Annotated in this window: 11 protein-coding genes; 5 read left to right on the top strand and 6 right to left on the bottom strand. The window is 68.2% G+C overall.

The genetic code is table 11. The features are described from left to right. Nucleotides 1-98 precede the first annotated feature (98 nt). From hisD to FHR94_RS08655, 4 genes are read left to right on the top strand one after another with little or no spacing between them, the layout of a single operon-like run. Nucleotides 99-1,412, top strand: coding sequence for a histidinol dehydrogenase (gene hisD, locus FHR94_RS08670; protein ID WP_183325248.1), 1,314 nt, complete (start codon nt 99-101; stop codon nt 1,410-1,412). A gap of 1 nt (nt 1,413) precedes the next feature. Beyond that, nucleotides 1,414-2,175, top strand: a complete 762-nt coding sequence (locus FHR94_RS08665) for an SDR family NAD(P)-dependent oxidoreductase (RefSeq protein ID WP_183325247.1) — start codon at nt 1,414-1,416, stop codon at nt 2,173-2,175. Between the two features lie 25 nt (nt 2,176-2,200). After that, a complete protein-coding gene (locus FHR94_RS08660) occupies nt 2,201-3,187 on the top strand; it encodes an alcohol dehydrogenase catalytic domain-containing protein (protein ID WP_183325246.1) in 987 nt (328 codons plus the stop codon). A gap of 25 nt (nt 3,188-3,212) precedes the next feature. Then, complete coding sequence (locus FHR94_RS08655; protein WP_221188427.1) at nt 3,213-4,268, top strand: YeiH family protein; 1,056 nt, start codon at nt 3,213-3,215, stop codon at nt 4,266-4,268. Between the two features lie 156 nt (nt 4,269-4,424). On the opposite strand, the gene FHR94_RS08650 is transcribed toward FHR94_RS08655, so the two are convergent. After that, complete coding sequence (locus FHR94_RS08650; protein WP_183325245.1) at nt 4,425-5,246, bottom strand: TraX family protein; 822 nt, start codon at nt 5,244-5,246, stop codon at nt 4,425-4,427. A gap of 248 nt (nt 5,247-5,494) precedes the next feature. Between FHR94_RS08650 and FHR94_RS08645 the strand changes: the two genes are divergently transcribed. After that, nucleotides 5,495-6,670 carry a cation:proton antiporter gene (locus FHR94_RS08645; protein ID WP_343064653.1) on the top strand — a complete coding sequence of 392 codons (1,176 nt, stop codon included), beginning with the start codon at nt 5,495-5,497 and terminating at the stop codon, nt 6,668-6,670. On the opposite strand, the gene FHR94_RS08640 is transcribed toward FHR94_RS08645, so the two are convergent. The 5 genes from FHR94_RS08640 to FHR94_RS08620 all read right to left on the bottom strand — a co-directional run bounded on the left by FHR94_RS08640 (nt 6,667) and on the right by FHR94_RS08620 (nt 12,200). Continuing rightward, nucleotides 6,667-8,886: a heavy metal translocating P-type ATPase gene (locus FHR94_RS08640; protein WP_183325243.1), complete on the bottom strand. Its 2,220-nt coding sequence runs from the start codon at nt 8,884-8,886 to the stop codon at nt 6,667-6,669. The genes FHR94_RS08645 and FHR94_RS08640 overlap by 4 nt on opposite strands. A 180-nt stretch (nt 8,887-9,066) precedes the next feature. After that, nucleotides 9,067-9,834 (bottom strand): transporter substrate-binding domain-containing protein, encoded by a 768-nt coding sequence (locus FHR94_RS08635; protein ID WP_183325242.1) that lies wholly within the window; start codon nt 9,832-9,834, stop codon nt 9,067-9,069. Nucleotides 9,835-9,972: 138 nt separating this feature from the next. Beyond that, complete coding sequence (locus tag FHR94_RS08630) at nt 9,973-10,704, bottom strand: ABC transporter permease (protein ID WP_183325241.1); 732 nt, start codon at nt 10,702-10,704, stop codon at nt 9,973-9,975. Further along, nucleotides 10,704-11,408 (bottom strand): ABC transporter permease, encoded by a 705-nt coding sequence (locus FHR94_RS08625; protein WP_183325240.1) that lies wholly within the window; start codon nt 11,406-11,408, stop codon nt 10,704-10,706. Before FHR94_RS08625 ends, FHR94_RS08630 begins: the two co-directional genes overlap by 1 nt. 21 nt (nt 11,409-11,429) lie before the next feature. After that, nucleotides 11,430-12,200: an ABC transporter ATP-binding protein gene (locus FHR94_RS08620; RefSeq protein WP_183325239.1), complete on the bottom strand. Its 771-nt coding sequence runs from the start codon at nt 12,198-12,200 to the stop codon at nt 11,430-11,432. Between the last annotated feature and the right edge of the window lie 94 nt (nt 12,201-12,294).

Raw genomic sequence — 12,294 nt, 5'->3', positions numbered from 1 at the left:
GCCAAGGGAAGGGCGGCAGACCGCCCCGCAGTGAACTCCGGGCCCATCCGGGCTCCGGTGAGCCAACGATAGGCAACCCAAGCAAGAGGAAGACAACAATGGCGATCCACTACTACAAGAAAGCCGAGAAGAACGCGTCCACCGGTTACGACCAGACCCAGGAGACCGTTTCCCGGATGCTGGCCGAGATCGAGGCCGACGGAGAGGCCAAGGCGAAGGAGTACTGTCGCAGCCTGGACGGCTGGGAAGGAGATGTGGTGGTCGGCCGCGAGCAGATCGAGGCGGCCAAGGCCAAGGTCCCCGAGCAGCTGAAGCAGGACATCCACTTCGCCTACGAGCGGGTGAGCCGCTTCGCCGCCGCCCAGCGCGACAGCATCGGCGAATTCGAGACCGAGCTGTCGCCGGGGCTATTTGCCGGTCAGAAGCTGATCCCGATGGAAACCGCCGGCTGCTATGTGCCCGGCGGGCGCTATGCGCACATCGCTTCGGCGATCATGAGCGTGGCCACGGCCAAGGTGGCCGGCGTGAAGAATGTCGTGGCCTGCTCGGTGCCACGCGATGAGAACGGCATCCATCCGGCGATCCTTTATGCCATGGACCTGGCCGGTGCCGATATCATCCTGCAGATGGGCGGGGTGCAGGGCATCGCCTCCATGGCCTTCGGGCTCTTCACCGGCAAGCCGGCCGACATCCTGGTCGGCCCCGGTAACCGCTTCGTGGCGGAAGCCAAGCGCCAGCTCTTCGGCCGCTGTGGCATCGACATGTTCGCCGGTCCCACCGAGATCGGCATCATCGCCGACGAGAATGCCGACCCAGAAATCGTCGCCGCCGACCTGGTGGGCCAGGCCGAGCATGGGCCGGATTCGCCTGTCTGGCTGTTCACCACCTCCCGTGAGCTGGCCGACGCCGTAACCGCGCGCATGCCCGGCCTGATCGAGGCACTGCCCGAGACCCAGCGCAAGGCGGCAGACGCCGCCTGGCGCGACTACGGCGAGATCATCCTCTGCGACACTCGGGAAGAGGTCGTCGAGGTCAGCGACCGCTATGCCTCCGAGCACCTGGAACTGCAGGTCGCCGACCTCGACTGGTGGATAGCACAGCTCAACAGTTATGGCTCGCTGTTCGTCGGTGAGGAGGCCACCGTGGCCTTCGGCGACAAGTGTTCCGGGACCAACCATATCCTGCCGACCAAGGGCGCGGCCCGCTATACCGGTGGCCTGTGCGCCCAGAAGTTCCTCAAGATCGTCACCTACCAGCGCCAGAGCCGCGAGGCCACCCGCAGCGTGGCGGCGGCCACCGCGCGCCTGTCGCGCTGCGAGGGCATGGAAGGGCATGCGCGCACCGGTGATGTCCGCCTGGCCAAGTACTACCCGGACGAGACTTTCGACCTGGTGATTCCCGAGGAGGTGTGAGATGCGGCCAAGCTTCGATCTCGACGGCCAGGTCGCCCTGGTCACCGGCGGCAGCAGCGGCCTGGGGCGGGCCATGGCCGAGGCCCTGGCCTCCGCCGGCGCCCGGGTGGTAGTGACTGCCCGGCGGCGCGAGGCCTTGGATGAGAGCGTGGCGGCCATCGAAGGGGAGGGCGGCCAGGCGGCCGCCCTCGTCGCCGACCTCGCCGACCCCGGCACCCTGGAGGAGACCGCCCGACGGGCGGCCGAGCCCTTCGGTGCGGTGACCATTCTGGTCAACGCCGCTGGCGTCAACCTGCGCCAACCCATCGAGGAGGTCGATCTGGCCTCTTGGCAGCTGACCCTGCAGCTGCATCTGGGCACCCCTTTCTTCCTGTCCCGGGCCCTGGTGCCCGGCATGCGGAAGCAGGGCTACGGGCGCATCATCAACCTGGCCTCGCTACAGTCGCAGCGGGCCTTCCCCGACAGCGCGCCCTATGGGGCCGGCAAGGGCGGCATCGTGCAGTTGACCCGGGCCATGGCCGAGGCCTGGTCACGCCACGGCATCAACGCCAACGCCATCGCCCCGGGGTTCTTCCCCACCGAGCTGACGGCGCCGGTCTTCGACGACTCGGCCGCGTCCGAGGCCCTGGCCGGGCGCACCGCCATCGGTCGCAACGGCACCCTGGCGGACATCGCCGGCCCCACGGTCTTTCTGGCTTCCCCCGCCTCCGGCTATGTCACCGGCCAGACCCTCTACGTCGATGGCGGCTTCACCGCCAAATGAGCTGATCACCATTAGGAGATGCACCATGCAAGCACTCTATTACGTCGGGCCCGAGCAACTCGAACTGCGCGAGACCGAGGAGGTACCGCTGGCCGAGGGCGAGTCCCGGGTGCGCATCCAGGCCACCGGCATCTGCGGCTCCGACCTGCATGCTTTCCATGGCCACGATCCGCGCCGCCAGCCGCCGCTGATCCTGGGCCACGAGGCGGCCGGCGAGGTGGTGGAAGGCGCTCTGGCTGGCAAGCGCGTCACCATGAACCCGCTGATCGTGTGTGGCCGCTGTGACTACTGTCTGAGTGGCCGACAGAATCTGTGCAGCAATCGCACCATGATCGGCATGACGCGAGCGGGCAGCTTTGCCGAGTCCCTGACCATTCCCGATCACTGTCTGATCGAGTTGCCCGAGACCCTGTCGCCGGTCGCGGCCGCGCTGACGGAACCGGCAGCCACCGCCCTGCATGGCATTCAGCGTCTCGAGCGTTCATTGTCGCGCCCCCTGGCCGAAGCGCGGGTGCTGGTCATCGGCGCCGGGGCGATTGGGCTGCTGGCGGGGCTGATGCTGCGCCAAAGGGGCGTGCGGACACTACGGTTGGCAGACACCAATCCGTTGCGGCGGCAAACCGCGCAAGAGGCAGGGCTCGAGACCTTCGACCCTCGGGATCATATCCCCCCGGAAGCCAGCGTCGAGGCTGTATTCGACTGCGTGGGCGCCGCCGCGACCCGAGACATGGCGGTGGCAGCCGTCCGTCCCGGGGGCGCCATCATGCATCTCGGCCTCCAGGACAATGAGGGGAGTCTCGATGTGCGTGCCATCACGTTGAAGGAGATCGCGTTTCTCGGCGCCTACACCTACACCGCAACCGATCTCCGGGCCACGGTCGAACTGCTGGACTCGGGAGCGCTGGGTGATCTTTCCTGGGTCGAGACCCGCCGATTGCAGGAGGGGGCCGAGGCCTTCGCCGACCTGGTAGCAGGCCGTACCGCTGCCGCCAAGGTGGTGTTGCTGCCGTGATGTTTGGATATTGGATGGCTATCCCATGATGCTTGAGCGTGGAAAACAGGCACTGCAATGGCCCCTTGGCGTAGCCAAGGGAGCCATTCACACGGTCCCCCGGCTGGGGAAGGGGGTGCTGATCTGCATCACCATTGCCTTGGCGACCACCTTCATCGCCGATCACTACGGTGGACCGACGCTACTCTATGCCCTGCTGTTCGGCATGTCGCTGCATTTCCTCTCCGAAGACGAGCGCTGCCTGGCCGGCGTCGACTTCGCCGCGCGTACCATTTTGCGCCTCGGGGTGGCGCTGCTGGGTGTGCGCATCACCATCGAACAGGTCATGGAACTGGGGATCGGCCCGTTGCTGACGGTCGTCGCCGGGGTCTCGCTGACTATCCTGATGGGGGTGGTGCTGGCTCGCCTGCTGGGGCTGCACCGCGACATGGGCCTGCTTACCGGCGGCTCGGTAGCCATCTGCGGGGCCTCGGCGGCGTTGGCGCTGTCGGCGGTGATGCCGCGTCACGAGACCAGTGAGCGCAACACTATCCTTACCGTGGTAGGGGTCACGACGCTGTCGACCATGGCCATGGTGACCTATCCGCTGATCGTGGGGATGCTGAGCCTCAGCGACGACCAGGCGGGCATCTTTCTCGGCGGCACCATCCACGATGTCGCCCAGGTGGTCGGTGCCGGCTACATGATCTCCGAGAGCACCGGCGATGTATCGACCTTCGTCAAGCTGCTGCGCGTCGCCATGCTGGTGCCGGCGGTGATGGCGTTCATGTTCCTGTTCCGCCATGCCCGTCGCGAGGAAAGTGACGACCGCAAGGTGACGATGCTGCCGGGTTTCCTGGTGGCTTTCGTGGCGCTGGTGATCGTCAACAGCCTGGGCGTGATACCGCCGGTGGTCACCGAAGGCTTCACCGACTTGTCGCGGTGGTGCCTGGTCACCGCGATCGCCGCGCTGGGGATCAAGACGTCTTTCCAGAAGCTGGCGGTAGTCGGCTGGAAGCCGGTCATCCTAATGGCCGCCGAGACGCTGTTCCTGCTGTTGGTGGTGCTGGTCTTCATCTTCTTCGGTGGGGTGGGCGGCTGATATACATCCGGCTACATGGTGTGATCTTGCCCGGCATGGGGGGCGCTGGCTCCAGGCAGTGGGATGGACTCCTCCTCATTCCACTCCGGCGTCTCACTTCGGCGTCGCTTGATCCCGTCCTGCCGTGCGATGTCACGACTCACGGCGCGTCACGGTTCACGGAAAGTCCGCTTGACCCAGGGCGATCAGCAGTACGGCGATGGCCGCGAAATGGCCCGGGTACCAGGCGAGCCAGAGGCGGCGCGGCATGGCCAGGGGCACGCGGGGGATGGCGCGATGGGCGCCCGCCGCCAGCAGCAGGACCGCCAGCGAGGTGGCCACGGTGAACGACTTGGCCATGTCGGAGCTGTTCATCAGGCCGGCCACCGCCAGCAGCGGCAGGCAGGCGACCACGGCCGTCAGTCGGTCGGCGAGCGTCTCACCGGCTCGGTGCAGCTGATCGATCGCCAGCAGAAAGAAGGGGATCAGCAAAAGGCCCAGGTGACTGTACTCCACCCAGAAACCGGCGATATACCAGGCCGCCAGCACCAGCGCGCTTTCCCCGGCCAGCCGCCAGGCCGGCGTGCCGGCTGTGCGTTGCAGCATCCGGCGCTGCAGCCAGACAGCCCCGACCAGGCCCAGCGCCAGGGTGAAGCAGATATTGAACTGCAGCAGTGCCTCGCGGGGCATGAGCTGGTAGGGCAGCTGGGCGACCAGGCCGATCACCAGGATGCGCCGGGCATAGCGGATGGGGTTGCGGGTATTGAACAGCCCGTGCCAGGCCACCATGCCGGCGAACAGCGGAAAGGCGATGCGTCCGAGTGAGGAATCGACCCAGCCCAAGCCCCAACTGTCGGGGATGGCGTAGCGGACCAGATGGTCGAGGGTCATGGTGACCAGCGCGAGCCACTGTCCCCAGCCGGCCCAGGCCGAGTCCGGGCGTGACAGGGAGGGGGCGTCCTGGGCGAACAGGGGGGTCGGGATATCCTTGGGTGGCATGAGCTGACCTGCGTCTGGCAATGGCGGAAGGCGGCACACTGACCCCGCCGTTGGCCAGGGGCGCGTGACACCGGGGCGTCTCCCTATTCTGCACCGGTGTTGCCGGTCGACATCGGGTGTGGCGGAGCGACGGGGGCCGGACCGGCGGGTGCGGCATGCTAGGCTCGGCAGGGAGAGGGTGTCAATGCACCGGCAACAGGCGAGGGGAGGCGGCGGTGAACCACACAGGGAGTGGTGGATTGAGCTGGGTGCCATTCGCGCTGTCGCCGGCGGCGACAGCGCTGATCCTGCTGGGGGTGATCCTCTCGATCAGCATCTTCGCCGACGCCGTGGCGCGCCGCACCCGGCTGCCGCGCATTTCCTTGCTGGTGCTGGTGGGGCTGGGGGTCGCCGTCTTCCAGCAACGGGTGCTGGAGCTGCCCGATGCCCGGCCGCTGGATGGACTGGGCGAGCCGCTGATCAAGGTCGCGCTGGTCATGGTGGCCTTCCTGCTGGGTGGCGAGTTGACCCGCAAGCGTCTGCGCCGGACGGGCCCGCTGATCCTGATCGTCTCGCTGTCGGTGGTCGGCGTGGGCGCACTCGCCGTGGGGGCCGGCCTGCTGGCATTGGGCTTCCCCCTGGCGATGGCGGTGTCGCTGGCCGCCATCTCGGTGGCCACCGATCCGGCGGCGGTCCAGGAGACGGTGCATGCCAGCGGTGATACCCGTCTGCGGGCGAGGCTGTTGCTGGGGATCGTGGCCATCGACGATGCCTGGGGCATCCTGGTGTTCGGCCTGGCCATGGCGGGGCTGGGCTGGGCGCTGTCCGGCGATGGCCAAGTGGCGCTGCTCGAGGCCGGCTGGGAGCTAGGCGGGGCGCTGCTGCTCGGCACGGCCATCGGCCTGCCCGCGGCCTGGCTCACCGGACGCCTGGCACCGGGGGAGCCCACCCAGGTCGAGGCCATCGCCCTGATCCTGCTGCTCGCCGGGTTGTCGACCTGGCTCGGCGTCTCCTCGCTGCTGGCCGCCATGGTCACCGGCATGCTGATCGCCAACCTCTCCCGTCACCATACCCGTTCGTTCAACGAGATCGAGCACATCGAGTGGCCTTTCCTGGTGTTCTTCTTCGTGCTCTCCGGGGCCAGCCTCGACCTGGCGAGTCTCGACGAGGCCCTGGGGCTGACCCTGGCCTATATCCTGCTGCGACTGCTCGGCCGCGTGCTCGGTGGCCTGCTGGGGGTGCGCCTGGCCCGGGAGCGCCAGGCCGAGCTACCCCGGAACATCGGCCTGGCGCTGACCCCCCAGGCCGGCGTGGCCATGGGCATGGCGCTGCTCGCCGCGGAGCGCTTCCCGACCCATGGTGCAGCGCTGCTCTCGGCGGTGGTGGCCTCCACCCTGGTATTCGAGACCCTCGGGCCGATGCTGGTGCACCGGGTGCTGCGTTAGCCGGAGGCCGCTGTAGCGGCCTCCGGCGCTTCGCTGCGTGCCGGGCGCCCGCGCAGCAGCCGCATGCCGTTGGCCACCACCAGGAGGCTCGCGCCCATGTCGGCGAACACCGCCATCCACAGGGTCGCCTGCCCGGTGAAGGCCAGCACCAGGAACACCGCCTTGAGCCCCAGGGCGACGACGATGTTCTGGATCAGCACCCGACGCGTGGCCCGGGACAGCTTCAGGAAGGTCGCCAGCTTGCCCGGGTCGTCGTCCATCAGCGCCACATCGGCGGTCTCGATGGCCGCGTCGCTGCCGGCGGCGCCCATGGCGAAGCCGATGTCGGCCCGGGCCAGCGCCGGGGCATCGTTGATGCCGTCACCGACCATGCCGGTCACGCCCCGGGCGCCGAGCGCCTCGATGGCGGCCAGCTTGTCCTCGGGCAGCAGTTCCCCGCGAGCCTCGTCGATCCCGGCCTCGGCGGCGATGGCGGCCACCGCCGGGGCGGCATCGCCGGAGAGTACCAGCGTCTTCACGCCCAGGCCGTGCAAGGCGGCGATGGCCGCCTGGCTGCCGGGCTTGAGGGTATCGCGCAGGGCGAACCAGGCCCGCACTCGCCGACCATCGCCCAGCAGCACCAGGCTGTCGCCGCGTTCGGCCAGGGCATCGAGCTCGGCGACCAGCGCCGGGTCGCCGAGGCCGCGTTCGGCCATCAGCCGGCGGTTGCCCAGCCACAGGGCCTCGCCGTCGACCTCGCCTTCCACGCCCAGGCCCGGGTGCTCCCGCAGGGTCTCCACCTCCGTCTCGCCGGCCTCGGTGACCAGCGCCTGATGCAGCGCCCGGGACACGGGATGGGTGGAGCGTCCGGCCAGGCTGGCCGCCTGTCGGGCCAGCGGCACCCTCTCGGCGGTATCGACCGGGTGCCAGTCGGCTAGCCGCGGCTCGCCGCGGGTCAGGGTGCCGGTCTTGTCCAGGGCCAGCCAGGCGAGTCGGTGGCCCTGTTCGAGGAAGCGTCCGCCCTTGATCAGGATGCCGCCCCGGGCGGCGGCCGAGAGGGCGCTGACGATGGTCACCGGGGTGGAGATCACCAGCGCGCAGGGGCAGGCGATCACCAGCAGCACCAGGGCGCGGTAGATGCCGTCGAGCCAGGCGCCGGGGAACAGCAGCGGCCAGGCCAGCGCCGTGGCCACGGCCAGGCCCAGTACCGCCGGGGTATAGATCGCGGAGAAGCGGTCGATGAAGCGCTGGGTGGGGGCCCGGCTCGACTGGGCGGCCTCCACGGCATGGATGATCCGCGCCAGGGTGGTGTCGTCCGCCGGCCGGGTGGTGCGGACATCGAAGTCGCCGTGGCGGTTGATGGTGCCGGCATAGACGGCCTCGCCCGGCCCCTTGTCCCGGGGCAGGCTCTCGCCGGTAATCGGCGACTCGTCCAGGGTGGGCTCGCCGCGGACGATCTCGCCGTCCAGGGGCAGGCGCTCGCCGGGCAGGACCCGCACCAGCTCGCCCACGGCGATCTCGGCGGCGGCCACGCTTTCCCAGTTCCCATTCGGGGTCTGGCGGCGCGCCTGGTCGGGGGCGCTGTCCAGCAGCGAGCGGATGGCACCCCGGGCGCGATCCAGGGAGCGGGCCTCGAGGCGTTCGGCCAGGGTGAAGAGCACCATCACCATGGCGGCCTCGGCCCAGTGGCCGATGAGCAGGGCGCCGGTCACCGCCACGCTCATCAGCGCATTGATGTTGAGGCTGCGGTGGCGCAGCGCCACCCAGCCCTTGCGCCAGGTGGGCAGGCCAATCAGGGCGATGGCGGCCAGCGCCAGGGGGGGCGAGAGCCAGGCGCTTCCCGCCCAGCCGGTCCAGCCGATCAGCTCGGCCGCCAGCGCCAGGCCGATGGCGAGTGCCATCCGGCCCCAGGGCTCGGCACGGGGCGTGGAGGGCTCGGCGGCGTCGTGCTCGGGGCGCGGGGTCATCCCCAGCGCGCGGATGTGCCGGTCGAGATCCGCCGGGTCGGCGCCGCGATGGTGGATGCTCAGCACCCGGTTCATCAGGTCGAAGTCCAGGGCCTCGACCCCGGGGGCCTCGGCCAGCGCCTTGCGCAGCAGGGCCTCCTCGGTGGGGCAGTCCATCTCCGCAATACGCCGGCGCAGGGTGGTGGTGCCCGGCGGGGCCTCGACGGCCTCGCGGGGCGTTTCGGCCGCCTGACCGCAGCAACCGGTATGGGGGGCATGGGCGTCGGTCATCTCACGCTCCGTCTGGGTGTCTTGTGTGATGACACACCCTGTAGGCACTATAGGGTCAAGTCCTCGGCGGAGCACCAGCATGAAGATCGGCGAACTGGCCCTGCTGCGATGCCGACGGCCTGATCGATGCCCACTTCGACCCCGTGTCGCCGCCCCGGGTTCGCCCGGGGCGGGCGCCTATCACTCGCCGAAGTACTCGGCATAGATCTCGTCGTAGGTCCCGTTGTCCTTGAGGGTGGCGAGCGCCTCGTTGAAGGCTGCGGCCAGTTCCTCGTCCCGCTGGCGGAAGGCGATGCCGAAGCCCTCCCCGAAATACTCCTTGGGTTCGGTGATCTTCTCGCCGACTAACTTGTAGTCGCCGGCCTCGCTCTCGAGTAGGGTCGACTTGCCGATCGGGAAGTCGAGGAAGACCGCGTCGAGGCGACCGGCGTCCATGTCCAGCACCATGTCATCGGCGGTCGCATAGCGGTTGACGTCGGCCACGTCGCCGTACAGGTCAGTGACATAGTTGTCCTGCAGGGTGCCGCGCTGGACCCCCAGAGTGAGCCCCTCGAGGGTCTCGTCGGAGGGGGTGCCGATCTCGACGTCGGCCGGCGCGAACCAGGCGGAGGGCGGAGTGATGTAGGGGTCGGAGAACAGCACCTGTTCGCGACGCTGCTCGTTGATGGTCATGGAAGACATGATGGCGTCGTACTTGCGCGCCTGCAGGCCGGGGATGATGCCGTCCCAGCCCTGCACGACCCACTCGCACTGGATGCCGATCTCGGCACACAGGGCGTTGCCCAGCTCGATGTCGAAGCCGGTCAGCTCTCCGTCGGGGGTGCGGTATTCCATGGGCTCGTAGGGCACGTCGACGGCGATGCGGATGTCGCGGACCTCGGCACTGGCGCTGCCGGCGATCAGGGCGGCCCCGAACACGCCGAGGCTCAGGATCTTCTGTAGCTTCATGGGGGTGGTTTCCCGTGTTGTTGGTGGTTTCACCTCGTGGGTGATGACGCGATCACGATAGCGAATGGCTGGGCGGGTCGAAAGAGGCAACCGTCGCGATTCGAACGCCAGTTCCCAACGCTCGTTTGACGCTGCCGGTCAACCCCCGGCCGGCCTGAGGTGGGCCAGCAGTCGCCGCTCCAGGGTGCGGAAGAGATAGAGGATGGCGAAGGTCAGGCACAGGTAGATGGCCGCCACGAACAGGAAGGCCTCGAAGGGCGCGTAGTAGCGGGCATAGACGAAGCGCGCCGCCCCGGTGAGGTCCATGATGGTCACCACGCTGGCGATGGCACTGGCGTGGAGCATGAAGATCACCTCGTTGCCGTAGGCCGGCAGGGCGCGGCGGAAGGCGCTGGGCAGCACGATCCGCCGCAGCATCAGGCCCCGTGACATGCCGTAGGCCCGCGCCGCTTCGATCTCACCTCGGGGCGTGGCCTTGATGGCGCCGCGGAAGATCTCGGTGGTGTAGGCCGCGGTATTCAGCGTAAAGGCGATCAGCGCCGGCACGAAGGGTTCCTCGAGGATCACCCATAGCCAGGTCTCCTGGATGCCCTCGACGAAGACCACGCCGTAGTAGATCAGGTAAAGCTGGATCAGTAGCGGCGTGCCGCGGAACACGTAGCAGTAGAGGAAGATCGGCAGGCTCAGCCAGCGGTGCGTCGAGCCGCGGCCGATGGCCAGCGGCACCGCCAGCACCAGGCCGATGATCAGCGACAGGGCCACCAGCTGCACGGTGGTGGCCAGGCCCTCACCGTAGTAGCCCAGTGTCTGCAGGGTGAAGATGCTGTTGTCGGCCAGCTGGGCCTCTAGCCAGGTCATCAGGGACTCCATCACTTCACCTCCCCATAGCCGACGTCATAGCGCTTCTGCAGCCGTGCAAAGCCCCACTCGGAGACGCTCGCGATCAGCAGGTAAATGGCCGCGACGATGATCATGAAGGTGAAGGGCTCACGGGTGGCCTTGGAAGCTTCGGAGGCGACGCGCACCATGTCGGACAGGCCGATCACCGAGACCAGGGCGGTGGTCTTGAGCAGCACCATCCAGTTGTTGGACAGCCCCGGGATCGCATGGCGCATCATCTGCGGGAAGCGGATGCGTCGGAACACCAGCCAGTGGCTCATGCCGTAGGCACGCCCCGCCTCGATCTGACCACTGTCCACCGCCAGGAAGGCACCGCGAAAGGTCTCGCCCATGTAGGCGCCGAAGATCAGGCCGATGGTCAGCACCCCGGCGACGAACGCGTTGACGTTGATGAAGAGGTCGATCCCGAACTGGTCGTAGAGGGTGTCGGTGACCTGGTTGATGCCGATCTGGCCGCCGAAGAACAGCAGCATCATCAGCACCAGGTCGGGCACGCCACGAATGATGGTGGTGTAAAGGGTGCCGATACCGTGGGCCAGCCGGCTGCGCGACATCTTGGCGCTAGCGGTGAGCAGGCCGAGGATCACCGCCAGGATCAGCGACAGCACCGCCAGCTCGAGGGTGATCAGGGCGCCTTCCGCGAGGCGCGGGCCGTAGCCGTGCAGATCGATCATGGGGGCTCCTCCGACGGGGGATCAGTGCTTGGGGGCAAGAAACTGCCGCAGGCGCTCGGAGCGCGGGTTGCCGAGCACCTCGTCGGGCGGCCCGGCCTCCTCGACCTGCCCCTGATGCAGGTAGATGACCTGGGTGGAGACATCGCGGGCGAAGGCCATCTCGTGGGTCACCACGATCATGGTGCGGCCTTCCTTGGCGAGATCGCGCATGACCTTGAGGACGTCGCCGACCAGTTCCGGGTCCAGCGCCGAGGTGGGTTCGTCGAAGAGCATCACCTCGGGGTCCATGGCCAGCGCCCTGGCGATGGCGCCACGCTGCTGTTGGCCACCGGACATCTGGGCCGGATAGTAGGCGGCGCGTTCGGCCAGGCCGACCCGTTCCAGCAGTTCCCGGGCGTGGGCAATGGCTTCCTGCTTCGGCTTGCCGAGCACGTGCACCGGCGCCTCGATGACATTCTCCAGCAGCGTCATGTGGGCCCACAGGTTGAAGCTCTGGAAGACCATGGAGAGCTTGGCGCGCATGGCGACAACCTGCTTCCAGTCCGCCGGTTCGCGGCCATGCCGGGTCTGCTTGAAGCGGATGGGCTCGCCGTGGACGATCAGCTCCCCCTCGTCGGGTTGCTCCAGCAGGTTCATGCAGCGCAGGAAGGTGCTCTTGCCGGAGCCGGAGGCGCCGATCAGGGTGATGACGTCACCCTTGTGGGCCTGAAGGGAGAGACCCTTGAGGACTTCGGTATCGCCGAAGCGCTTGGTGATGTTGCGCACTTCCAGCGGAATCGGGGTATCGGCCATGGAACGGGCTCCAGATCGGGGACGGACCGCCGCGGGGAAGGGATGGACAGCGCGGCTGGCATGAAAAAAAGAGGCGATTCTAACAGCCGGGAGG

It is taken from the genome of Halomonas cerina, from assembly GCF_014192215.1.
Lineage (GTDB): Bacteria > Pseudomonadota > Gammaproteobacteria > Pseudomonadales > Halomonadaceae > Halomonas > Halomonas cerina.
This window is presented reverse-complemented; position numbering and strand designations above follow the sequence as displayed.